The sequence below is a fragment of the Psychrobacillus lasiicapitis genome, from assembly GCF_006861795.1.
GTDB classification, from domain to species: Bacteria; Bacillota; Bacilli; order Bacillales_A; family Planococcaceae; genus Psychrobacillus; species Psychrobacillus lasiicapitis.
This window is the reverse complement of the sequence record NZ_VDGH01000007.1, coordinates 109,493-131,731: the sequence shown is the minus strand read 5'-3', so window position 1 is coordinate 131,731 and position 22,239 is coordinate 109,493. Positions and strand designations below refer to the sequence as shown.

28 protein-coding genes and 1 other annotated feature are annotated in these 22,239 nt (G+C 37.2%); of the genes, 9 read left to right on the top strand and 19 right to left on the bottom strand.

Annotated features, from left to right (window positions below; genetic code table 11):
• Nucleotides 1-126: 126 nt before the first annotated feature.
• On the top strand, nt 127-1,971 hold the full coding sequence (asnB, locus tag FG382_RS12985; RefSeq protein WP_142539316.1) for an asparagine synthase (glutamine-hydrolyzing): 1,845 nt from the start codon (nt 127-129) through the stop codon (nt 1,969-1,971).
• An 86-nt stretch (nt 1,972-2,057) separates the two neighbouring features.
• On the opposite strand, the gene FG382_RS12980 is transcribed toward asnB, so the two are convergent.
• Together FG382_RS12980 and dapD are read right to left on the bottom strand one after the other, a co-directional pair.
• Nucleotides 2,058-3,185, bottom strand: a complete 1,128-nt coding sequence (locus FG382_RS12980) for an N-acetyldiaminopimelate deacetylase (RefSeq protein WP_142539315.1) — start codon at nt 3,183-3,185, stop codon at nt 2,058-2,060.
• 10 nt (nt 3,186-3,195) lie between these two features.
• Nucleotides 3,196-3,909 (bottom strand): 2,3,4,5-tetrahydropyridine-2,6-dicarboxylate N-acetyltransferase, encoded by a 714-nt coding sequence (dapD, locus tag FG382_RS12975; RefSeq protein WP_142539314.1) that lies wholly within the window; start codon nt 3,907-3,909, stop codon nt 3,196-3,198.
• 164 nt (nt 3,910-4,073) lie between these two features.
• On the opposite strand from dapD, the gene FG382_RS12970 reads away from it, so the two are divergent.
• From FG382_RS12970 to abc-f, 3 genes are all read left to right on the top strand, one after another.
• On the top strand, nt 4,074-4,919 hold the full coding sequence (locus tag FG382_RS12970; protein WP_142539313.1) for an ATP-binding cassette domain-containing protein: 846 nt from the start codon (nt 4,074-4,076) through the stop codon (nt 4,917-4,919).
• A 113-nt stretch (nt 4,920-5,032) separates the two neighbouring features.
• A complete protein-coding gene (locus tag FG382_RS12965; protein ID WP_211356394.1) occupies nt 5,033-5,623 on the top strand; it encodes a hypothetical protein in 591 nt (196 codons plus the stop codon).
• Between the two features lie 265 nt (nt 5,624-5,888).
• Complete coding sequence (gene abc-f / locus FG382_RS12960) at nt 5,889-7,544, top strand: ribosomal protection-like ABC-F family protein (protein ID WP_142539311.1); 1,656 nt, start codon at nt 5,889-5,891, stop codon at nt 7,542-7,544.
• A 272-nt stretch (nt 7,545-7,816) separates the two neighbouring features.
• Here abc-f and FG382_RS12955 read toward each other — a convergent pair whose 3' ends face one another.
• Nucleotides 7,817-8,446, bottom strand: coding sequence for a nitroreductase family protein (locus FG382_RS12955; RefSeq protein WP_142539310.1), 630 nt, complete (start codon nt 8,444-8,446; stop codon nt 7,817-7,819).
• 135 nt (nt 8,447-8,581) lie between these two features.
• On the opposite strand from FG382_RS12955, the gene FG382_RS12950 reads away from it, so the two are divergent.
• Together FG382_RS12950 and FG382_RS12945 are read left to right on the top strand one after the other, a co-directional pair.
• A complete protein-coding gene (locus tag FG382_RS12950) occupies nt 8,582-8,926 on the top strand; it encodes a winged helix-turn-helix transcriptional regulator (RefSeq protein ID WP_229677409.1) in 345 nt (114 codons plus the stop codon).
• A 288-nt stretch (nt 8,927-9,214) separates the two neighbouring features.
• Entirely contained in the window at nt 9,215-9,637 is a 423-nt protein-coding gene (locus tag FG382_RS12945) for a DUF4395 domain-containing protein (RefSeq protein ID WP_142539308.1), read from the top strand.
• A 42-nt stretch (nt 9,638-9,679) separates the two neighbouring features.
• Here the strand turns inward: FG382_RS12945 and rpmG are convergent, their stop codons facing one another.
• The 9 genes from rpmG to FG382_RS12900 all read right to left on the bottom strand — a co-directional run bounded on the left by rpmG (nt 9,680) and on the right by FG382_RS12900 (nt 14,651).
• The gene (gene rpmG, locus FG382_RS12940; protein WP_142539307.1) at nt 9,680-9,829 is read right to left on the bottom strand and encodes a 50S ribosomal protein L33; all 150 of its coding nucleotides are present in this window, start codon (nt 9,827-9,829) and stop codon (nt 9,680-9,682) included.
• Between the two features lie 197 nt (nt 9,830-10,026).
• A complete protein-coding gene (locus FG382_RS12935) occupies nt 10,027-10,746 on the bottom strand; it encodes a YebC/PmpR family DNA-binding transcriptional regulator (protein ID WP_142539306.1) in 720 nt (239 codons plus the stop codon).
• A gap of 80 nt (nt 10,747-10,826) precedes the next feature.
• Nucleotides 10,827-11,252 (bottom strand): DUF1801 domain-containing protein, encoded by a 426-nt coding sequence (locus FG382_RS12930; RefSeq protein ID WP_142539305.1) that lies wholly within the window; start codon nt 11,250-11,252, stop codon nt 10,827-10,829.
• A 118-nt stretch (nt 11,253-11,370) separates the two neighbouring features.
• Nucleotides 11,371-11,880, bottom strand: a complete 510-nt coding sequence (locus tag FG382_RS12925; RefSeq protein WP_142539304.1) for a DUF2179 domain-containing protein — start codon at nt 11,878-11,880, stop codon at nt 11,371-11,373.
• A gap of 152 nt (nt 11,881-12,032) precedes the next feature.
• On the bottom strand, nt 12,033-12,470 hold the full coding sequence (locus FG382_RS12920; protein ID WP_142539303.1) for a GNAT family N-acetyltransferase: 438 nt from the start codon (nt 12,468-12,470) through the stop codon (nt 12,033-12,035).
• A 14-nt stretch (nt 12,471-12,484) separates the two neighbouring features.
• Nucleotides 12,485-12,952 carry an SRPBCC family protein gene (locus FG382_RS12915; RefSeq protein ID WP_142539302.1) on the bottom strand — a complete coding sequence of 156 codons (468 nt, stop codon included), beginning with the start codon at nt 12,950-12,952 and terminating at the stop codon, nt 12,485-12,487.
• Nucleotides 12,953-12,966: 14 nt separating this feature from the next.
• Nucleotides 12,967-13,623 carry a metallophosphoesterase family protein gene (locus FG382_RS12910; protein ID WP_142539301.1) on the bottom strand — a complete coding sequence of 219 codons (657 nt, stop codon included), beginning with the start codon at nt 13,621-13,623 and terminating at the stop codon, nt 12,967-12,969.
• Between the two features lie 83 nt (nt 13,624-13,706).
• Complete coding sequence (locus tag FG382_RS12905; protein WP_142539300.1) at nt 13,707-14,180, bottom strand: low molecular weight protein-tyrosine-phosphatase; 474 nt, start codon at nt 14,178-14,180, stop codon at nt 13,707-13,709.
• A gap of 15 nt (nt 14,181-14,195) precedes the next feature.
• A complete protein-coding gene (locus tag FG382_RS12900; protein ID WP_142539299.1) occupies nt 14,196-14,651 on the bottom strand; it encodes a GNAT family N-acetyltransferase in 456 nt (151 codons plus the stop codon).
• A 91-nt stretch (nt 14,652-14,742) separates the two neighbouring features.
• Here FG382_RS12900 and FG382_RS12895 point away from each other — a divergent pair, with 91 nt between their 5' ends.
• Both FG382_RS12895 and FG382_RS12890 read left to right on the top strand, forming a co-directional pair.
• On the top strand, nt 14,743-15,132 hold the full coding sequence (locus FG382_RS12895) for an NUDIX hydrolase (RefSeq protein ID WP_142539470.1): 390 nt from the start codon (nt 14,743-14,745) through the stop codon (nt 15,130-15,132).
• Between the two features lie 75 nt (nt 15,133-15,207).
• Nucleotides 15,208-16,071 (top strand): AraC family transcriptional regulator, encoded by an 864-nt coding sequence (locus FG382_RS12890; RefSeq protein ID WP_142539469.1) that lies wholly within the window; start codon nt 15,208-15,210, stop codon nt 16,069-16,071.
• A gap of 50 nt (nt 16,072-16,121) precedes the next feature.
• Here the strand turns inward: FG382_RS12890 and FG382_RS12885 are convergent, their stop codons facing one another.
• Nucleotides 16,122-16,517, bottom strand: coding sequence for a VOC family protein (locus FG382_RS12885; protein ID WP_142539298.1), 396 nt, complete (start codon nt 16,515-16,517; stop codon nt 16,122-16,124).
• 94 nt (nt 16,518-16,611) lie between these two features.
• On the opposite strand from FG382_RS12885, the gene FG382_RS12880 reads away from it, so the two are divergent.
• Nucleotides 16,612-17,082, top strand: a complete 471-nt coding sequence (locus FG382_RS12880; protein WP_142539297.1) for a VanZ family protein — start codon at nt 16,612-16,614, stop codon at nt 17,080-17,082.
• A gap of 28 nt (nt 17,083-17,110) precedes the next feature.
• On the opposite strand, the gene FG382_RS12875 is transcribed toward FG382_RS12880, so the two are convergent.
• The 6 genes from FG382_RS12875 to FG382_RS12850 form a co-directional block, all read right to left on the bottom strand.
• Complete coding sequence (locus tag FG382_RS12875) at nt 17,111-17,491, bottom strand: GerW family sporulation protein (protein ID WP_170206513.1); 381 nt, start codon at nt 17,489-17,491, stop codon at nt 17,111-17,113.
• A gap of 81 nt (nt 17,492-17,572) precedes the next feature.
• A complete protein-coding gene (locus tag FG382_RS12870) occupies nt 17,573-18,076 on the bottom strand; it encodes a GNAT family N-acetyltransferase (RefSeq protein WP_142539295.1) in 504 nt (167 codons plus the stop codon).
• The gene (locus tag FG382_RS12865; protein ID WP_170206512.1) at nt 18,066-18,878 is read right to left on the bottom strand and encodes a nucleotidyltransferase domain-containing protein; all 813 of its coding nucleotides are present in this window, start codon (nt 18,876-18,878) and stop codon (nt 18,066-18,068) included. Before FG382_RS12865 ends, FG382_RS12870 begins: the two co-directional genes overlap by 11 nt.
• 2 nt (nt 18,879-18,880) lie before the next feature.
• The gene (locus FG382_RS12860) at nt 18,881-19,444 is read right to left on the bottom strand and encodes a GNAT family N-acetyltransferase (protein ID WP_142539293.1); all 564 of its coding nucleotides are present in this window, start codon (nt 19,442-19,444) and stop codon (nt 18,881-18,883) included.
• Nucleotides 19,445-19,519: 75 nt separating this feature from the next.
• Entirely contained in the window at nt 19,520-20,713 is a 1,194-nt protein-coding gene (gene thrS, locus FG382_RS12855; RefSeq protein WP_142539292.1) for a threonine--tRNA ligase, read from the bottom strand.
• Nucleotides 20,714-21,157: 444 nt separating this feature from the next.
• Nucleotides 21,158-21,384, bottom strand: a binding site (T-box leader).
• Nucleotides 21,385-21,546: 162 nt separating this feature from the next.
• Complete coding sequence (locus FG382_RS12850) at nt 21,547-22,203, bottom strand: carboxymuconolactone decarboxylase family protein (protein ID WP_142539291.1); 657 nt, start codon at nt 22,201-22,203, stop codon at nt 21,547-21,549.
• Nucleotides 22,204-22,239 lie beyond the last annotated feature (36 nt).

The window sequence follows — 22,239 nt, the reverse complement described above, 5'->3', positions numbered from 1 at the left end:
TTTCTTAAATATTGAAGTCGGAGTTTTACTGCTCGTTAATGCGGGATAAAATGCTTTAATCATTCACAGGCACAAATTTGGTAGTTTCTTGCATAAAATAGGTCATGAAAGAAAGGATGCGGATATATGTGCGGAATTACAGGTTGTATTCATTTTAAGAAGGATTTGCGAAACAAGGAATTAATCGTTGAAAAAATGACAGGGACGCTTAGTAAAAGAGGACCTGATGATCATAATATTTGGGGTACGACTCATGCTTTACTAGGCCATCGCCGATTAACAGTGGTCGATCCTATCGGCGGAAAACAGCCAATGGTTAAAACCCATGAGTCTAATCGATATACGCTTTGTTATAACGGTGAATTGTACAATACAGAAGACCTTCGGAAGGAACTATTGAAGCGAGGACATTCTTTTTCCGGGCATTCTGATACGGAGGTGTTATTAACTTCTTATATCGAATGGAAAGAAAATTGTATAGATCATTTTAATGGTATTTTCGCTTTTGCCATTTGGGATGAACAGGAGCAAAAGGTTTTTATCGCAAGAGATCGTCTGGGGGTTAAACCACTTTTTTATACGGAAAGAGCTGAAGGCTTTCTTTTCGGTTCCGAACTAAAAGCACTTCTTGCACATCCAGATGTATCTCCAACCATTAATCGAGAAGGGTTAGCAGAAATAATCGGGTTAGGACCCTCTCGTACTCCTGGTTCTGGAGTTTATAAAGGAATCCATGAATTACGCCCTGCACATGCACTCACCTTTTCTAAAAACGGGCTTCACATTTGGCGCTATTGGAATGTCCAAAGCGCAGAGCATACCGATTCTTTAGATGAAACTGCAGAAAAAGTTCGCTATTTAGTTACCGACGCTGTAGAACGACAGCTCGTATCGGATGTTCCCCTTTGCACATTTCTTTCCGGTGGCTTAGATTCCAGCGTTATTACGGCGATTGCCTCGAGTGCTTTTACTCGTGATGCAAAAGGAAAGCTCCACACATACTCCATCGACTATGAAAACAATAGTAAACACTTCAAGGGAAATACCTTTCAACCATCAGACGATCAGCCTTGGATTCGAAAAGTATCCAGTACTTTGAATACAAATCACCATCACTCCGTTATTAGTCAAAAGGAATTGGCGGAATACTTAACGGAGGCTGTCCATGTACGCGATCTTCCTGGAATGGCCGATATCGACTCTTCCCTACTTTGGTTTTGTCGGGACATAAAACGAGACTTTACGGTAGGATTGTCGGGCGAATGTGCCGATGAAATTTTCGGAGGTTATCCTTGGTTTCATCAAGTCGCAAATGCAGAAAAAGGATTTCCGTGGATTCGCTCTACCAATGAGCGATATACTTTACTAAACGATAGCTGGAAGAAAAAACTTACGATTAATGAATATGTTCAACATGCATACGATACAACAATTGCAGAAACGCCTCGTTTAGATGGAGAAGCTTCTATTGAATCAAAAAGACGCGAGCTATTCTATTTGAATATGACTTGGTTTATGACGACCTTGTTGGAGCGAAAAGACCGTATGAGTATGGGTGCCAGCCTAGAAGTAAGGGTGCCGTTTGCGGATCATCGATTAGTCGAGTATGCATGGAATATTCCGTGGGATTTCAAAATGGTGGGCAATCAAGAAAAAGGAATCTTAAGAAAAGCATTTCAAGGTAATCTCCCGTATGACGTGCTTTACAGGAAAAAAAGTCCATATCCAAAAACGCATAATCCTGTTTACAGCGAGCTTGTCGGGAACATGCTTAAAGATCAATTACAGGATAAAAACTCCATTCTTCATGAGCTCTTCCATGCAAATCGCCTGTCCGATTTAATCGAATCTAATGGAGATGCCTTCAAGGTTCCTTGGTTCGGTCAATTAATGTCTGGACCACAGTTATTAGCTTATTTGGTACAATTGCATATTTGGTTTAAAGATTACAACGTGCAGCTTGTGGATTAACTTTATCGCTTTCACAAAGGATTGGCACGTTTAGGATTATTCTTCCAAAAAGAAGGAGCTACCTTTATATAAGGTGGCTCCACTTTTCATTTATTTGAAAGTGCTCGAAAATAGGAATCTATAAAAGGAACAAGATAATCAATGACCGCTTCATTTGGATTCAGTTTTGCATGATGCAATCCAAATGGTGATTCTACTCCTGCCCAAAATAAAACACCTGGGATTTCTTGTAGAAAGTAACCGAAATCTTCTCCTGTCATAGCAGCATCACAAACGATTGCCGTAGTCGATGGATCACGCTTAGCAAATGATATAAAATCATTCGCCAAGGTCTCATCGTTTTTCACTTGATAATAAGATGAACCATAATCGATTCGAATGTCGCAATCAAACGCTATTTCTGCAGCATGGCAGAAGGATTCTATTTTCTGTTTAATAGTCGTCATTGTTGCTGCATCCATCGTTCGGATCGTACCTTCTAATCGGGCTTGACCAGAGATGATATTCTGAACAGTACCAGAAGACATTTTCCCGATAGTTAGAACTGCAGGATCCATCGGATTAACGGATCTACTCACAATCGTTTGAAGCTGTAATAACAATGTAGCTGCTGCAATGGACATATCCTTTGCTTGATGCGGAAAAGCTGCATGCCCCTCCTTCCCTACTAAATCGATAAATAGTTCGGAAGTGTTAGCAAATAGCAGACCAGGACGAGTAGCTACTGTACCTACTGGATATTCTGGTGCTATATGAAAGGCATAAATTTGCTCTGGTACAAGCTCTGGATATTCCTGTTTCAACCATTCTCTCATCGGTAAGGCCCCACCTGGACCTTCTTCAGCTGGTTGAAAAATAAGAACTACATGATCATTTACCGGGTTATCCACAAGCTTTCTTAGCAAGCCTAAAGCGACCGTCATATGCACATCATGTCCACATGCATGCATCTTTTCCTCATGCTCCGATTGAAATGGTAGACCTGTAGCCTCTGTTATGGGCAATCCATCGATGTCTGTACGCCAGCCGATGGTCTTTTTTCCCTGCATACCTTTAATCTTCACAACAATGCCAGTTTTCCACTGAATAATTGTTAATCTTTCCTGTGGAAGTGCCGAAATTTGTTCCAATAAATAGTTTTGCGTTTTTACTTCTTGGAAACCAAGCTCCGGTATACGGTGTAAATCACGTCGAATTTCAATTAAGGTTTTCATCTGATCCCTCTTATAGTTGACGTAGTTCTTGCATAATTTCTGTTTTAGAGCGTGTTTGATCATCGATTTCTTTTATAACTCTTGCTGGTGTTCCTGCAACTACTGAATATGGCGGAACATCCTTCGTTACGACTGCTCCCGCCGCTACAACAGCACCTTTTCCTACTCTGCAGCCTTCTAATACAACTGCATTGGCGCCTATTAATACATCATCCTCTACTATAACTGGAGTTGCAGAAGGTGGTTCAATTACACCTGCAAGCACCGCTCCCGCTCCAATATGACAGTTCTTCCCGACCGTTGCACGTCCACCAAGAATCGCTCCCATATCAATCATCGAGCCTTCCCCAATTACAGCCCCTATGTTAATAACGGCTCCTAGCATAATAATAGCATTATCGCCAATACTTACTTGATCGCGAATAATAGCACCTGGTTCAATACGCGCATTGATACCTTTTAAATCTAATAGAGGGATGGCAGAATTTCTACTATCATTTTCTACAACGATATCTTCTATTAAGTTTGCATAATCATTAAGTGCTACTTCAATCTCAGCCCATTCTCCAAACAGTACGAGTGAGTTACCTTCTCCAAATACCTTTGTGTTTTCTCCAAAAGAAAGCTTGTCGATATCTTTCCCTTTTACATATACCTTCACCTGTGTCGACTTTTTAGCATTTTGTATGTATGAAATAATTTCATACGCATCTAATTGCTGCATTTCTCATACCTCCTTAAAAACATGTTGTAATTGTACAGGAATTTTCATAAAATTTCACGAAATTAAATACATTTTTTGATATTTAATTGAAGAAAAATACATTATAAAATAAAAAAGTCGATATGATCATCATGGTTTATTGAATTATCAAAGTAGGCTGAAACATGTTAAACTATTTACGAAGCGGAGGTGGATCAGTGGGAAACGTCATTTTAGAAGCATCGGATTTGAAGAAAGAAATCGATGGGAAAGAGATTTTACAGCATGTCTCCTTTCAAATTGAGGAACATGCATCGATTGCGATTCGCGGATCAAATGGCTCCGGTAAAAGCACCTTGTTGAAGTTACTTGCAGGGATTTATGACCCTACGAGCGGAAAGTTAGTACGAAATGCGAAAAGAATCGGGTATGTCCCTGAACATTTTCCGGAAAACCTTCGATTCAAACTAAAGGAATATTTAACATTAGTAGCGACCTTCCAAGGTATGTCTGAGACGGATATAGAAGCAGAGCTATCTGAATACATCCGTTTGTTTGGAATAGAGCCTTTTACAAACACCCCTTTAAAAAAATGTTCAAAAGGCACAAAACAGAAAGTAGGCATCCTTCAAGCACTTCTAATCAAACCAGACATTCTTTTGCTGGATGAACCTTTAACTGGTTTAGATACAAGCTCGCAGCTAAATCTTATGGCTATGTTAGAAAAACTAAAAACAAAAATGACCATTATTTTTACAACCCATGAAGACCTGTTAGTAGACAATATTGCAGATCAAATATTTTATGTAAAAGATGGACGTGTGTTAGTTCATACAGAAACTAAAAGCCCCCATCTTGTAATAAAAGTGAGATTTTCAAACAAAAGTGTATTGTTAAGACTTCAATTAAACGAAATGCATATCGAAGAGGACATAGCTATTATCACCGTATCTAAAGATAAGAGTGATGATCTGCTGAGAAAGCTTTTGAATAACAATTGTTCTGTGCTTGATGTCAGGGAAAGGATTTAACAATGCAGGGATTTATAAAGTACCAATTCAAAAGTTATATCCGCTCCTTCAAAATAATTCCCCCAGCTGCAACCTTTTTAATATGGATAGTTGTTTTATACCATTATAGTGGAGTGGAAATATTAAGTAGTTACGCCGTTTCAAGTATTGTCTTGTATATAGTGACAACATGGATAGCGATGAGCTTATTTTCCATTGAAGAGGAAGCTGAAAAAAATATGCTATTTGTTCAGGTCGGGAAAGTAAATTATTTACTCGGTAAATGGATGATTAGCTTTCTTATTGCGCTAGCGTTGACATTATTTTCGATTTTCTACCCTTTACTATTGGGCAGCTTCAAAGAAACAGTTCAACCCGTCCATTTTGGGCTCTCGATTTACATACATCTTTTATTTGCTATATTCGGTATTTTAGTTGGTTCTTTCTCATCCATCACTTCCTTTATCCCAAAGAGATACACTTGGCTTTCTGCAGTTCTTATTATTGCAATTACCCTTTCTTACGAGGGCATAGTGGAAAAGCTGTCATTCTTAAAGTGGCTATTATTAATCTTTCCTCCAGTAGTAAATGTTATTAATTTTTTTGAACCGGACGACTTAAATTATTTTGGAAAGGAATTTTGGATTTTTTCATCATTTGCGATCATATACTCAATTATCGCTTTTTCTGCATTAGTGAAATTGTTTATTAAAAAAGAAAGTTAGAATATGCTATAATGAAGACAACTATTTTTGAGAGGATGATGGGTGGACGATGGATATTTAATCTTATTTCTTAAGTAGAGGTTTAACAAAATAAACACTACAAAATCGGAAATAGGATTAGTCTGCCCATTTTTCAATCAAATACGAAAGATTCTCTACAACACTCTTTTTTGTAGTGGTTTTTTGCGTATTTTTTAAAAGGCAACGAGTCCTTCCGATTCATATTCGGAGGGATTTTTTTATTCCTCCAAAAGGAGCGGATTATATGACATTACACGGTAAATTAATGAATATTAGTATCACATTTGGGGAAAAGATTATTTTGGAAAATATAACAGCAGACCTTCCAACAGGTGCTGTTATTGGCATAACAGGAAGGAATGGAGAAGGGAAATCTTCCCTACTTTCTGTGGTGGCAAAAGAAACGATTCCATCCAGTGGATCTATAGAATGGTTTGGAACTACACCTACTATAGGCTATTTTAAACAAGAGGATGATCAATTTAAGAACGATGATTTTGCAGATGAGGAGCGAGCTTATTTCAGTAAATGGTCTGTTCCCGGGCATAGAGAGTATAACGATTTAAGTGGCGGGGAAAAAATGAAGAGTCGTCTTTCCCGAGTATTTGCGGAAAAATCGCAGCTTCTTTTATTGGATGAGCCGACGAATCATTTAGACCAAGAAAGCTTGTCATTCTTAAAGCAACAGATACAGGCCTACCCTGGAACAATTATTTTAGTATCTCATGATCGTTATTTTTTAGATGAAGTAGCCAATTGGATTTGGGAAGTGGAAAATAAAAAGTTAACAGTGTACGCTGGCAACTATACATCTTTTCGACAAAAGAAAGAAGAATCAAGACTTTCACAACAAAGACTATATGATGCACAACAAACTAAGATCAAACAAGTGGAAAAACAAATGGCTGCGCTACGAAATTGGTCAGCTAAAGCACATGCAGATTCAACTAAACATGAATTCAATAAAGAATATTACCGAGTGAAAGCAAAGAAAATGGATGTGCAAATTCGCTCTAAAAAGAAACGATTGGAACTCGAGCTTTCCAAAAACACTATCGATCAACCAGAAGCAGAAAAAGAAGTGGCCTTCTCTATTGAAGGTAACAAGAAAAAAGGAAAGCGAGTAATAGAAGCCAAACGCTTGAGTAAAACATTTGAAGATCGATTGCTGTTCCAAAATGCCACTTTCACCGTCCAATCTCAAGAACGAATTGGCATTATAGGCTCTAATGGGAGTGGAAAGTCGACATTTTTCCGCATGTTGTTAGGGGAAGAAAACGGCCAAGGGGAACTTTGGAAGTCAGAAGCGATGAACATCGGCTACCTGCGTCAAACAGTATTTGACTTACCAGAAGAAAAAACACCATTTGAGTTTTTTGGACCCACTGATTTTGAAACAAGAGGACAAATTCAAACCCTTATGATGAATTTAGGATTTTCAAAAGATCACTGGTCCCGTCCGATCCGTACCATGAGTATGGGAGAACGAGTAAAATTAAAGCTAATGGAATTCATATTAGACCAAAAAGACGTTTTGCTATTAGATGAACCAACAAATCATTTGGATCTTCCATCCCGAGAACAACTGGAGAAGACTTTGTCGTCTTATCCTGGAACAATTTTATTAGTCACACATGACCGTTATTTTTTAGAAAAGCTAACGAATAAACTACTCATCTTTGAAAATAAAACGATTCGTAAAGTAGAAATGGGCTATAGTGAATGGATGCATAAAAAGAATGAATCCTTACGTGAAAAAGAGCTATTAACATTAGAAACTGAGCGACAAGCAGTGCTAGGACAATTAAGTTATTTGCAGAAAAAAGATGCCAAATATAACGAGTTGGATCAACAGTTTATTGCATTAACTAAACAAATCAATAAACTAAAGAAAAAATGATTACAGATATGTTACTGGTACCTGGCACCAGTAACATACTTGTAGTAAAGCATCGAATTTTGTCAATTTCCCAGGAAATATATCAATGAGATCTTTCGTATGCCTTTTAAACTATTACTCTATATTTTTATTATAGATAACACATTTCTATGTTCCATTCTGCTTCTCATACAAAAAAAACTGTATACCAACCCGTTTAATCGTTTGGTATACAGCCTATAAATCCTACAAAAAGTAGTCTACAAAATAGATTTAAAGGTTATTTGGATACATTAAGTAAATTGAACAATTTCACTTAGTGGTAGACGGGATGAACCGTATGCAGGTGCAGCTGCTTTACCAATGGCAATTAGTGCGATTGGAAAAATATGCTCAGGTAATTCGAATCTTTCTGCAAACTTCACTTTATCGAATCCCCCCATCGTTACCGTATCTAATCCTTTTTCTTTTGCAACCAACATCAATTGCATTGCAATGAGACCAGCATCAAAGGTGGCAATATTTTTTCTCGTTTCCAATGTAGCAAAAGGATAAGTACGATTTGTATTGTTAATCATTAAATCCTTTGTAGCCTCATCCATATAGCCTTCAGCTACATTTTGAGTATAGATTTGTTCGACATTTTTATACATTTCAGCATTTCCTAATACTGCAATAACTGCCGAAGAAGTTTCTACTTGTTCTTGGTTATTCGCTATCGCTCGAAGTTCTACTTTTATATTGTCATCTTGAATGACAAGGAATTTCCATGCTTGAAGATTACTTGAAGACGGTGCAGATGTTGCTTCTTTAATAATTTCTTCTAACTCTTGTTGTGAAATTTTAAAATTAGGATCGTAAACTCTAACTGATTTTCTAGCATGCATAATCGTATATAGATTTGACTCTTTTTCTGTCGACATATTATTTCCTCCCGAAACTTACTATTAGTAAGTTTTTGTACTAAAAGAGCTTACCATTAGTAAGTTTATTCGTCAATAAAAAAGTTCTATATGCTACAATAAAAGAAAACGAATGATTTAATGGAGGTTTTTTTATTGGATAAACCAAATGATACCAATATATATAATAACTATTGTAGTAACTATCATCAGGCCATTGAATTTATCGGTAAACGTTGGATGGGGATGATTATTTACACATTGCTATCCGGCTCAAAACGCTATAACGAAATTCTTACAAGTATCCCTGGTATTTCTGACCGATTACTTACTGAAAGGCTTAATGATTTAGTTGATGCCAAATTAGTCAATAAAAAACTACTTGAATCCTCTACCAAAAAAGTAGAATATGAGCTTACTGCCAACGGGTTTGCCTTCAAGGAAGTGATTGTTTCTTTACAGAAATGGATTGATATTTGTGAATTTGAAAAAAAATCTTGAGAGTGCACCAATTGCATTCAAGAAGTGCAGATTGAAATATATGGATAGGCACATTTGTAAATAATTTGTCTACAGTAATAAGCCTTACTCTTAAATGAGTAAGGCTTATTACTGTTTGTGAATACTTCCTCCTGTTGTTGCCACTCCTTGACTACCTAGCATTTTCAAGCTAATCCGGTGCAGACCCTTCGATTTTTTCTACTACCTGTAATTTGTTTCTTTTGTATTTACATTTAACTAAACCAAACATATAATATAATAAATCAAATATGAAAAGTAGGTTTTAAAATGAAAACAATTCCAAAACCTCTTGTGATGGCAAATCAGTGGACAATTGTTTTGTCTGTAATCATTGCGGTCATTACACAATCAGTATGGATTCTATTCATCCCTCTAATTGCAAATCTTTCTAGCTTATTAACTGGGTTTCACCCTATTTTAGTTATAGTTAAACGATTTTTATCTAAACTTGCAAATGAATATATTCAAGAAGATTACGCCCAGCTAAGATTTAATCAGTGGCTTGCAGTCGGCTTTTTATTTATTGCGAGTATCAGTTATTTTTTAAATTTGATTATATTATTTAATGTTGCGACAGTCATGGTTGGTTTAGCTGCACTCATTGCAATTCTTGGGTTTTGTGTCGGTTGCTTTGTACGCTTCCAATATCAGCAATGGAATTATCGTCGAAAGAATTCAGTGACTCGCTAATTAAAACAGCCTTTCCCCAAAATTGGTGAGGCTGTTTTTCGATTACTTCGCTTCTCGGTGGAGTGTTACTCTTTTTAAACGTGGACAGTATTTTTTTAGTACAATACGCTCTGGATTATTGCGCTTATTCTTCTTAGTAATATAAATTCTGTCTCCTGCTTCTGTACATGCTAACGTGATATTAACTCTCACAACTAGCTCTCCCGTAAATAGTAATTGTTACGTTCATAGTTGAAGTTACTTTTTAATATACTTGTTTCTAACAATAGCTTTGATTCTTCCAAACTTTCCTGATTTTCTTCCAAATAGACAGTAAAACAACCTTAACCCAAAAGAAAAAGGTTGCCTCAAAAGTAGTAAAACTACTGATGAGACAACCTTTTTCTCTATTATTCTCCTAAGTCTACGTTATGGTAAACTTGTTGTACGTCTTCTAAATCTTCTATTGCATCGATCATTTTTTCGAATTGTGCTTGTGCATCTGCTTCCAAGGAAATATCGTTTTGTGCAAGCATTGATAGCTCTGCAACTGTAAACTCTTCGATTCCAGCAGCTCTTAAAACCTCTTGTACTGCATGAAATTGATCCGGTTCAGCATAAACGATGACAGAATCCTCTTCTTCGATAATATCACGAGCGTCTACATCTGCTTCCATCAAAAGCTCTAATACTTCATCAGCTGTCTTGCCCTCGACTCCAATAACAGCAGTTGCATCGAACATATACGCAACCGAACCACTGACACCCATGTTTCCACCATTTTTACCGAATGCTGCGCGCACATCGGATGCTGTTCGATTTACGTTGTTAGTTAACGCATCGACGATTACCATCGAACCGTTTGGACCGAAACCTTCGTAACGAAGCTCGTCATAGCTTTCTTCCGATCCGCCTTTTGCTTTTTCAATTGCTTTATCAATAATATGCTTTGGCACACTGTATGTTTTCGCACGTTCTAATACTACTTTTAATGCTTGGTTAGAAGTAGGATCAGGTTCACCTTGTCTTGCAGCTACGTATATTTCACGTCCAAATTTTGCATAGATACGGCTAGTATTCGCGTCTTTGGAAGCTTTTTTTTCTTTAATATTATTCCATTTACGACCCATAAAGTCCCACTCTCTTTCGATTCATTTTCCTACTTTAAGTATTATACATTAATTGTTTATCCCATAGCAAAATAAATACATTAACTTCCATATGTTTCTTGCAAAAACTTAATCGATCTATTAATCAATTCTTTTAACACTTCTACATCAATATCCGCTACTTTGTTAATATACACACACGCTTTCGCAGACGTATGCTTGCCGAATCTCTCTAGGATGACTTCACGTTCTGTATCCCCAGTCGCGAAATACAAACTGATTTTTGCTTTACGAGGAGAGAACCCTACAAGCGGAGCATCTCCTTCATGTCCAGACGCGTACTTATAATGATACGACCCGAAACCAATAATGCTTGGTCCCCACATTTTCGCTTCATAGCCAGTTGCTTCACTGAAAATTTCCAGCAGCTTATAGGCATCTTCTCTCTTTTTAGGATTCTCCACAGTTTCAATAAATTCAATGACACTACTTTCTGTTTCTTTCATCTTTGCTTCGTATTTCGCCATGTTAACATCCCCTTTAGCAGATTACTCTTATTTTACAGGCAATTAACATTATTGACGAATTATTTTATTACTAAAAACGAGCCTTTCTCGATTCCTCGAAAAATAGCTCGTCCTTTTTCTATCTAGATGGTCTGATCAAGAAACCACCGTTAAATCTAGTTGGCTCATAGGAAATGATAAAAGCTTTAGGCGATAAGGACAGAATGTAGTCTCTTAGCTTTAATTCGTTTTTTCGTTTAGCTAGCACTTTCATACAAAGACGTTTTCCGTCTTTTCCATCCGCCACCCAAGATGTTACACCGTAGCCTTTTGCTCGAACTTGAATTGGAATTTCTATTTCTAATGAGTCGACGATTACATCAAATACGACATAGCCTAGTGCTAATCGATTTTCAATAATACTTCCACAATATACGCCAAGACCCCAACCAGCACAATAAGCAACAATATTTAAAGGCTCGTCCAGATTATCAAGAACCATCGTTAATCCCATTAAATAAACAAACACTTCTGCCATAGACAAGAACGATGCTACTACTCTGTAACCTTTAATAACTAATATCAAACGCAATGTAGTTAATGTCATATACACAACATTAATAACAATAATAAGCAATATGATATCCATCTTTACTTCCACCTCTTTCTAACGTAATACCGTGGCTTTCGTCGAGCGTTCAAATCATTATACAGTATTTCTTTCAAAATGGTATTAAAACTCTTTTCATCTTTTGTAAAATATAAACAGAGGCTCTCTGACTCATACAGAACGCCCCTTCCTTATGAAAGTTCTTTCTCTAGTACAATTTTATGTGTCCCTTTTTCACTGATAAACGTTTCTATTATATCAAAGCCAAATTTAATGTTTAGTAATAACATTGCTCGCCTTTTGTTTCGAGATATAGTACGGACCTTTTGATATCCAAGAGCCTTTACTTTCTCATGTTGCCGGTGCATCAGTTCAGATGCAATGCCTTTTCCTCGATAGTCTGAATGTACCCCGCCTAGCCAGCTATAAAACGTTTGGTCATTATACTCATATCCGATTTTAAAACCTACGATCCGATTACTGTCTACTGCTACAAATATTAATAGGTTCTTTTTCTCAGTTAGTTCTACTAATTTTAGCTCTGCTCCTTCAAAAACATGTTTATGGAGTTCCATAATACCATTTAGTACATCTGTCTTTGGTATCTCTTGAGAATGTATATATTCCATCTATTTGTTCTCCTTTAAAATGTATCTTCGATATTCTTTTCTGCTATTTTCTTTAATTCGCTGGCTCTTGAAATAATAAAATTCTTCATGTATTTTTCTAAAAATAAATGATCTGCTATCTTTCCTAACACTCCGAATGGGGCTCTATACGTAAATACGTCCTTCATAATTGTGCCTCCATAACTTTCAGTAAATATATGGATATGCGTAAAAGAATGAAAGGCCCCTCGAATCATTACATCCGTAAAATTTTGCGGTGCCTCCATAGCTACGATTTTTGCCGTTAGTTTTTGTTTTACACCAAAATGAATTGCTTCCCACGTAACACTATCTCCTAGTTGCAATAGCCCCGTTGTTACTCCTGCAACTGCTTTTTCGTTTGTATTTGATGTTGTTTCTATATGTTTTTCCACGCTACGGGCAAGGTCAAAGCATTTTACTAAGGGAGCTTCTATATATGTTTCGTGAATAATTTTAGGCATTTCCCTTGTCCCCTTTATCTCTTTTTCCTCATATCCCTCTTGTCTGTTCTGATGTGTATCCAATCAATTAATTCCCCGGATTGCTTTAATTTCATTCCAGTTAACTGATTACCAAATACAGCGGCTGTGTCAATATTCCAGGAATTACTTTGCCTATCAAATATAGGCCAATCTCCTGGTGTATGGCCGATAATTTGCAGTTTCTGTATATTTTTCAATGGACCTCTATTCCACAAAATACCGTATTCACTAGTTTCATTGAATGGATTTTTTGCTATTTCGGAAATACCCGCATGGCTTATAAAGACGTGATCATTCCCCCAATACAAGGGCATAGTTCGCAACCAGTCTACGTCGTCTTTTATGTTTTGCCCAACCGCTAAGTATTGATGCAATGTTTCCGAACCACCTTGCTTTAACCAATTATTATTTGGTGGGTTTGTTATATGTTCTATCATCTCATATTCATGGTTACCTTTTATAAAAAATGCTTGGTCCCTGTGTACTTTCTTTAAGTGCCTTGCTAATTTTACAACTTCTGGCGATCCGTTTCCTCGGTCTATTAAATCTCCCAACTGAATCAGTATTTCCCTTTCTTTATCCCATCGATCTATCATCTTCAAAAATGTTACATAACAGCCATGCACATCTCCAATGACAAATAAGTCCAATTCAAAGTCTCCTCATCCTCGCATTTTTAACACTTTCTAACTTGTATGAGACCTGCTTATCACCTATTAATGAAAAAGAGCTATCATCTTGACAGCTCTTTGTGTTCCATTTTCATTTTATCTAATAACGCTCGGCAGCCCTCTAACACAAGATCATATGTTTCTTGAAAATCCCCTGTATAGTAGGGATCCGGCACATCTTTTGGTTGTTTTGTTAAATCTAAGAAACGCATAACCTTTGGATGATCTGGCTGTCCTAATATTTCTCGAATATTCGTCACATTACTTTGATCCATACCAATTATATAATCAAATTTCTCAAAGTCCTCTTTTTGTAATTGCCTTCCAGCCATTCCTTTTGTAGAAATATTATATTCCTCGAGCTTCATAATGGTTCCTCTGTGAGGAGGGTCACCTATGTGCCAAGCACTAGTTGCAGCAGAGTCTACCCTAATTTGATCACTTAATTTCTCTTTCTCTACTAGATTTCTAAAAACTGCTTCCGCCATTGGGGAACGACAAATATTCCCCAGACAGACAAATAATACGTTGATCATTTTCATCCTCCTATCCTAGTTCACCGCTTTTTCATACACTTTAATCGAATCTCCAAAAGGCCCATAAGTAATAGTAGAATTAATCCAACCATATTGCTCATAGTACCCTACTAAGTCACTGGATAAGTATAGTTTTTCATGCCCCAGCTTTGCAGTCACATGTAGTCCATGTTCTAAAAGTTGTTTACCTATAGAATTCCCTCTAAAAGCTGGGTCGACATATAGACATGCCAACCATGGAAACAAATCCTGACGACTATTAATATCATTTCGAAGTAATGCATAGGTACCAATAATGACATTATTTTCTAACGCAACATAAAATATCGGCAGAGAACTGGAGTCTTTGCCTGCATGAATCATACAATCTTCGTAAAATTTATAGTTACTTTCATTGCCCCATTGCTCCCAAAATAGTTTCACGGCTTCTTGAAAGAATTTAGGCCTTTGGTGAATTTCGATTATCTCCATATTAATTCTCACCCTTTAGTTTGATATATAATAATACTAGTATGAGTTCGAATGTTCTGTCTACTATCATTAGATTGGAAGGTGTATTTATATAAGAAACAGAGGAGCAACTATCATTATTGAAAATGGTCGAATTGCCTTAATCAAAAGAACGAAACCACATAAGACCTACTATGTATTTCCAGGTGGAGGTATTGAGGATGGAGAAACACCAGAGGAAGCGGCAATCCGAGAAACGTATGAAGAGCTAGGGGTACATGTACGTATTCAACGTCCCTTTAAAATTCTGGAGTATAACGGAAGGCAACACTTTTTCCTTGCTGATATTATTGGCGGAAAATTTGGAACGGGTACAGGCGAAGAATATTTCCACACTTCCGTTCAACGAGGACTCTATGAACCAATCTGGATTGATATGGCTGACCTTCCTTCATTAGATGTTCGGCCGAAAGTGATTGTGGAACTTCTTTTAGCAAAATGAAAATGGTCCAATGTGAGCACAAAATGACAGGATTCAATAATAGTTACAATTTATGATTTACATGAGGTGAGGGTCATAGGATGGGTTGAGTCGATACAAAGAACAATCAATTATATAGAAGCAAACTTACTGGATGAATTGACGATGGAACAAATCGCTAAAGTGGCAAATTCATCTGTATTTCATTTCCAACGAACGTTTTCCATTTTAACAGATATGTCAGTCGCCGATTATATTCGTCGCAGAAGATTGACATTAGCAGCGCAGGAATTAATAAATAGCGATAGTAAAATCATCGACCTATCCTACAAATATGGCTACGACACTCCCGAAGCTTTTACGAAGGCCTTTCGAAAGCAGCATGGCGTGACGCCAAGTGATGCACGAAAGAAACGAGGTAATTTACAATCATACAATCGTCTGGTCATCCAGGTGAGCTTGAAAGGGGCAGAACCAATGAAGTATAAGATTGCGGAAAAAGAAAGTTTCCAAGCTGTTGGAGTGAAAAGAACGTATAACTGTAAAACAGGTGAAAATTTGAAAAATATCCCGTTATTTTGGGATGAGGTAAACACAAACGGCACAGATGGCCAGCTTTTCCAATTAAACAATGGGGAAATTGAAGGAGTACTCGGTGTATGTGTTGTAGATGAGAGTCAGAAAGATAGTGGCTTGATGGACTACTGGATTGCTTCGGCTCATATTGGAGATGTCCCGGAACATTTATCTTCATTAGAAATTCCTGCTTCGAAATGGGTTATTTTTGAAGTACACGGCGCCATGCCACATGCGATGCAGGATACTTGGAAACAAATCTATTCCGAATGGTTCCCTTCTAATCCGTATGTCCCTGCTGGAACTCCTGAGTTAGAAGTGTATTCAAGTGGGGATGCTTCGAGCGAGGATTATTATTCAGAAATCTGGATACCAATTAAGTAAATGGAACCCGAAGAGCATTTCGTTGCTCCTCGGGTTTACTTTTAGATCCTTTAATTCGCTAAATTTAACTGCCATGAAACTCCAAACTTATCTTGCACCCAGCCGAACTTTTTGCTGAAGCCATAATTGTTAATCGGCATTAAGGCTTGTCCGCCTTCCAAAAGCTGTGCATATGCTTGGTCGAGTTCCTCTTCAGAATCACATTCCACGAATAGCGAAATGGAAGGTGTAAACGTGAATTGGTGTTGAATCGAACTATCATGACATAAAAATTCTTGTCCATTAATCGTAAATACCGCTTGCAATACTTCCCCTTCTTTTCCGGGACCTTCTGCTCCGTAACGAGCTAAACGAATGATTTCTGATTCTTGAAAAATGGATATGTAAAAATTAATCGCTTCTTCTGCTCGCCCTTCGAACATTAAAAATGGTGTAAGCTTAGACATATTGATCCATACCTCCAAATTTATTTTTCTATAAATACTATAGCTTATTTATACAGACATATGAAACTTCCTGTTTTTATGTTACTGTTTTCTTATGAAAAAAATTATTCCTTTATTCTTTTTACTCGTCGTTGTTTTTATTTCGTCTGGACAAACAGCCGAACAGCAATCACTTATACCAGTGCTTGAGAAGTGGTTACCAGGTAAACCTTTGGAGTCATTTCTATCCTTCTTTCAGATTCCTTACTGGGGCATTTTAGTTTCCATTGAAGAACGAGGATACTATGCATTCGTCGAGTTTTTGATTCGAAAAGGGACGCATTTCTTTTATTTCGGTGTGATTGCCCTTGCAATCTTTGCTGCTTTACCTAAATTTAAATATCGAACAATTATAGCTGTTGTTCTCACAATGCTCTTTGCAGTAGCGGATGAGCTACATCAATCATTCACCAGTGGACGCACAGCTTCTGCTCAAGATGTAATACTTGATACCACTGGTGCCATTACCGCACTTCTATTATTAACTTTCTTCAGGAGAAGGCAAAGAAAATCCGCTAAGTCATAATTCTTCAGCGGATTTTCTTTCTATCATTTTATTTTCGAGATCTCTTCCATAAGAACCCAAGTCCAAGCGTAACAACACTAATGATTGTTAAAATGAAATAACTATTCATAACAGGTCTAAACTTCACTTTTTCAGGTGTAATCTCAAAGACTCCTACTGGCTTAATAGCAAAATAGCCCCCTCCACCTTCACCTTGAGCAGCAGAGGTATTTTCACTCGCATCGGAATAACCACCGCCACCCCCAACATAATAATTAACTTTCGCAACGGGGAGTACACATTTATCTTCGAATTCAATCGGCTCTCCATAAACCAATGAAGCATCTTTAGTGCTTGAAAATTTATCGAATATAGACCGAATAGGAGAACGGTAGATCACTTGCTTGTCATTTGCACTCGAGCTATCCACTAACTTTTCTGCTTCTATAACCTTCTACCTCCTTTGTATAATTCAATAACTACTTCGACACTTTTCATGTAAACCCTTCTACTACAAACTAAGTACCATATGATCTTCATCGTAATATGTATCGGCAACTTTCAATGCTTTTTCCTCTACCCCAAAAACTTTAAATTCTAATTGGCTATATAGCTTCTTTGCTTTCTCATTTGTTGATACGACAGACAAATTTATCTTTTCGATTTCTTTTATGGATTTAGCTTTATCAATTGCTTCTATAAGCAACGCTTTTCCTGCTCCTAATCCACGAGCTTGTGGGCTCACATACATCGCGAAAATATTTGCTCGGTGTTTCATTTTAAGATAGCCTTCTTGAGACAGTGTAACCATCCCAACTAGCTTGTCTTGCTGGAATGCCCCGAAAGTATAGTTGCCTTCTGTTTGTAGATTTTTTTCTACTTGTTCAATTGGATTCGCTCTTTGTATCGCTTCCTCGTAACTTGTTGCAAATGCTTCCGGGTTTTGCTGTAATGCTTCTAATCTCAATTTCCAGTATGCACTTGCATCGGTTGGTGTTAATAGTTTAATTTCCATTACTTACTCCTCTTATAAAAAAATTTTCATTGCATAATTGATGTGTATATAAAATGAAATCTCTACAATCTCTAGCTCTTTTTAGTTTGCTTTTGTACAATGATTTTGTATTAGCCTTTTTTCGAATACGAAAACCTTCTTTTAAAAGGAGATGCCATCTTTTTGGTAGCATGTCTACACATAACCTAACTGCCTCGTCCTTCGATAAAATAGCTCTTAGTTCAAGCGAACAAACTATTCTACTAATCGTACAAGTTGCAAATTCCACCATACTGTCAGATAAAAATAAATAGGTCTTTTTTGATTTACTGAACCAATATTGGTTTATATTGTATTCCATTGTTTCTAATACATCGTCCCATTTTGTAGGAATGTTCAATTCTCCAATTGGTATGCCTTGCAATGTAATACCATGTTTTTTTAAAATCCACCAAGTAATATGATTAACGTCCCAATAACCTACTTCTACAATTCCATCCGTACAATAAGGATACGCAGGTAATTCTTCATTTGTTTTGCCTATCATACTAGCCTGAATGTATAACCCATCCATTCTTTTTCCAAATGCGTGTTTGTTCATCTGTACATGGATATCTTGTAGGATCGAGAGTTCTTGTTCATTTACTGCACTACTTAATAAAACAATAAAATCTATATCGCTCTTCACTTCATCGAATGCCCCGAGAGCAATCGATCCGTATATGTATACGCCTTCTATTAAATCCGAAGGTAAGTGCTTATTTAGCAGCTCTACATAGTTCTGCGTAAAGCTTTGAACATACATCGGCATTTGATTACTCACAATCATAGCTCCTTATCCATATACTCGTTCTTTAATATAGAACAAATAGCTGCGTCACAAAACTGTCCTTTTTCAAAGGATGATTTTCGCAGTATACCTTCGTATGTGAATCCAGCTTTTTCTAACGTCTTTTTAGAAGCTGTATTTTCAGGGTCATAAAGGGCTTCAATTCGGAAGAGTCCCATTCTCTCAAAGCCGTATTTCAATACATGCTTTAATACTTCCGTCATGACTCCTTTCTGCCAGTACTCTGGTGTCACTTCAAATCCCACTTCCGCTTTGAAATGCTCTTTCTCCCAATTATGATAACCACAGCTGCCGATTATTTTATTGGTATCCTTCGTCGCAATTCCCCATCGAATACCCTCGTTATTTGCAAATCGTTTTTGCCAGTTTTCAATTAATTGAATGGCTTCATTCCTACTTGTAAACGTGTCCAAATCATAATACTTTGTCACTTCATCTAGCGAAAAATAATGGAATACTTCCTCGGCGTCCTTCACTTCTATTGCTCGCAATAGAAAACGTTCTGTTTCTAAATACGGAAAATCATTTAAAGTTTTCATAGAATTCCCTCCTACAAGATTTATTCGTGAAGATTAGTCGAAAATCCTTTATAGGAGGGGTTTGTCATGCAGTGATCATTCGCTTTTTAATTGCTCCAGCAATTCATCCATGCTCATTTCACCAATAACTCCAACTTTGTGCTTTCTCACAGAGAGCTTGTCACGCTCTATTTCTTGATCACCCACAATAAGCATATACGGATGCTTTTGTAAGGCTGCTTCTCGTATTTTTAGTCCTATTTTTTCCACACGATCATCGACTTCCACGCGGTAACCTTCTTTTTCAAGTTGCTTCTTCACATCTTCTGCATATGAAACATGAGCGTCTGCTATTGGTAAAATCTTCACTTGAACAGGTGCTAACCAAAGTGGAAAGCTTCCTTGAAAATGCTCTAAGAGAATTGCCATGAAACGTTCGATAGAGCCATAAATTGCACGGTGAATCATTATTGGTTGTCTTAGCTGATTGTCTTCATCGATATACTTGCAATCAAATTTTTCTGGCATTTGAAAATCAAGTTGTACTGTTCCACATTGCCAGCTACGGCCAAGGGAATCTAAAATATGAAAATCGATTTTCGGTCCGTAGAATGCCCCGTCTCCTTCATTTACTTGATATGCTACTTGTTTTTGCTTTAGCACAGCTTCAAGCGCATGTTCTGCTTGATCCCAAGCTTCCACAGAACCCATAAAATCTTCTGGGCGTGTAGATAATTCGATTTTATAGCTAAAACCAAACTCAGAATAGAACTCATCCACTAAATCAAGCACTTTATCGATTTCCTTTTCTATTTGATCCTCACGAACGAACAAATGTGCATCATCTTGTGTAAATGCTCGAACTCGTAAGAGTCCATTTAACGAACCGGATAATTCATGACGATGTACTAATCCGAGCTCTGCATAACGGATTGGAAGCTCTCTGTAACTTCTTTTTTTGCTGTTGAAGATAAGAACTGCCCCCGGACAACTCATCGGTTTAATCGCATACTTTTGTTCATCCACATTAGCAAAATACATATTTTCATGATAATGATCCCAGTGGCCTGACTGCTCCCAAAGCTCTTGCTTCATCATGATTGGTGTTTTAATCTCCTGGTAACCCGATCTTTGATGCTTAACTTTCCAAAGATTCTCCAGTTCGTTTCGTAATACCATCCCCTTTGGTAAATAAAACGGCATACCAGGTGCTTCTTCAATGGACATAAATAGCTCCAATTGTTGTCCTAGCTTTTGATGACTTACTCTTTCTTCAGCTTTAATTGACATGTAAATTCCTCCTAATTTTAAAAATGAAATAAAAAAAGACCACACCCATCCCTGGAAAGGGACGAGTGTGGTCGTGGTTCCACCCTAATTTTGTAGCACAAAAAATTGCATTACGCTCATAAAAAGATAACGGTTCTCCCGATTGTGGATAATTGCAAAGTTGCTTTCCCCACAATAGCTCCAAGGTGGTAAATCATTCGTTTTTCTTTAAGGGCTTCCAGCCTATGACCCTGTTCTCTAATAAGAAAAATCAAATTAGCCTTGGCGTATTTACGTCCAGGTTTTGCATCGAGCTTACTCGATGTATTCCTTACAAAATCTGTGACAACCGCCGGAGGCTATCATCTTATTCAATGTATTGCTGAATGAGATGATAATGATTCATGTCCTTTTCTCAGCTAAATTATTTAATTTTAAATACAAAAAAACCACACCCATCCCCGGTAAAGGGACGAGTGTGGTCGTGGTTCCACCCTAATTTTGCAACACAAAGAATTGTATTGCGCTCATACAAGATAACGGTTCTCCCGATTGTGGATAATCGCACAGTTTGCTTTCCCCACAATAGCTCCAAGGTGGTAAATCACTTGTTTTTCTTAAGGGCTCTCAGCCGTAGACCCTATTCTCTAATAAGAAATGAAAATGATTCATGTCCTTTTCTTCGCTTATTAACACTTCATAATTTATTTTGTTGTTTAGTATATGCAAAAAGTTTTAAATAGTCAACTTCTAAATAACAAAGAAAATTTTGATTTCCCATAATAATGAATTATTCCAATTAACACAGAAGGACTGAGCTTTTTCCAGACGAATAGCAATATTCTTCTTCATTTTTACCCTTCATATGCATTTAGAGCATTTACACTATGAGCCAAGGCCGAGCCTGCCTTTAAAGCTGTAGCTACAAAAATAGATTCAGTGATTTCTTCTAGAGAAATACCTAATTGTTTTGCCTTTTGCGTATGCGCTTCAATGCAGTACGCACAACCCGTTACATGCGCAACGGCAATCGCCATTAGTTCTTTATCTTTTTGACTTATTAATCCTGGTTTCATCGCTTCCATATCAAATTTATTGAATGCCTTGAAGGCGTCAGGATTGGCTCCCCCCAATTCTTTAAATCTTGCCATATTCGATCTTTTGTATAGTTCATCATCGTCTGTACCGTCAAACGCATTTAGCCCATTTAATCCATGAGCAAGGGCGGAACCAGCTTTTAAAGCAGTAGCAACCATCACCGCTTCTAGTATCTCTTCTTTGGATGCTTCTAATTTTTTTGCTGCAGTTACGTGGGCTTCAATACAATAAGGGCAGCCGGTCACATGTGCAACTGCTATAGCAATTAATTCCTTCGTTCTTTTTGGAATAAGTCCATCTGCTAAAGCTAATTGGTCGAATGCTACAAATGCTTTAAATGTTTCTGGAGCGAGCTTTCCTAATTCCGTTAATCGTTTAGCATTAGATTTTACATATAAACTATCCATTGGCATTTTATAGCCTCCATTTTTTTAGATTTTCAAATCATA

Coding starts and splice junctions, on each gene's coding strand:
- asnB (WP_142539316.1), top strand. CDS start 127: ATGTGCGGAATTACAGGTTGTATTCATTTTAAGAAGGATTTGCGAAAC.
- FG382_RS12980 (WP_142539315.1), bottom strand. CDS start 3,185: ATGAAAACCTTAATTGAAATTCGACGTGATTTACACCGTATACCGGAG.
- dapD (WP_142539314.1), bottom strand. CDS start 3,909: ATGCAGCAATTAGATGCGTATGAAATTATTTCATACATACAAAATGCT.
- FG382_RS12970 (WP_142539313.1), top strand. CDS start 4,074: ATGTTAAACTATTTACGAAGCGGAGGTGGATCAGTGGGAAACGTCATT.
- abc-f (WP_142539311.1), top strand. CDS start 5,889: ATGACATTACACGGTAAATTAATGAATATTAGTATCACATTTGGGGAA.
- FG382_RS12955 (WP_142539310.1), bottom strand. CDS start 8,446: ATGTCGACAGAAAAAGAGTCAAATCTATATACGATTATGCATGCTAGA.
- FG382_RS12945 (WP_142539308.1), top strand. CDS start 9,215: ATGAAAACAATTCCAAAACCTCTTGTGATGGCAAATCAGTGGACAATT.
- FG382_RS12935 (WP_142539306.1), bottom strand. CDS start 10,746: ATGGGTCGTAAATGGAATAATATTAAAGAAAAAAAAGCTTCCAAAGAC.
- FG382_RS12930 (WP_142539305.1), bottom strand. CDS start 11,252: ATGGCGAAATACGAAGCAAAGATGAAAGAAACAGAAAGTAGTGTCATT.
- FG382_RS12925 (WP_142539304.1), bottom strand. CDS start 11,880: ATGGATATCATATTGCTTATTATTGTTATTAATGTTGTGTATATGACA.
- FG382_RS12920 (WP_142539303.1), bottom strand. CDS start 12,470: ATGGAATATATACATTCTCAAGAGATACCAAAGACAGATGTACTAAAT.
- FG382_RS12915 (WP_142539302.1), bottom strand. CDS start 12,952: ATGCCTAAAATTATTCACGAAACATATATAGAAGCTCCCTTAGTAAAA.
- FG382_RS12905 (WP_142539300.1), bottom strand. CDS start 14,180: ATGATCAACGTATTATTTGTCTGTCTGGGGAATATTTGTCGTTCCCCA.
- FG382_RS12900 (WP_142539299.1), bottom strand. CDS start 14,651: ATGGAGATAATCGAAATTCACCAAAGGCCTAAATTCTTTCAAGAAGCC.
- FG382_RS12885 (WP_142539298.1), bottom strand. CDS start 16,517: ATGTCTAAGCTTACACCATTTTTAATGTTCGAAGGGCGAGCAGAAGAA.
- FG382_RS12880 (WP_142539297.1), top strand. CDS start 16,612: ATGAAAAAAATTATTCCTTTATTCTTTTTACTCGTCGTTGTTTTTATT.
- FG382_RS12870 (WP_142539295.1), bottom strand. CDS start 18,076: ATGGAAATTAAACTATTAACACCAACCGATGCAAGTGCATACTGGAAA.
- FG382_RS12860 (WP_142539293.1), bottom strand. CDS start 19,444: ATGAAAACTTTAAATGATTTTCCGTATTTAGAAACAGAACGTTTTCTA.
- thrS (WP_142539292.1), bottom strand. CDS start 20,713: ATGTCAATTAAAGCTGAAGAAAGAGTAAGTCATCAAAAGCTAGGACAA.
- FG382_RS12850 (WP_142539291.1), bottom strand. CDS start 22,203: ATGCCAATGGATAGTTTATATGTAAAATCTAATGCTAAACGATTAACG.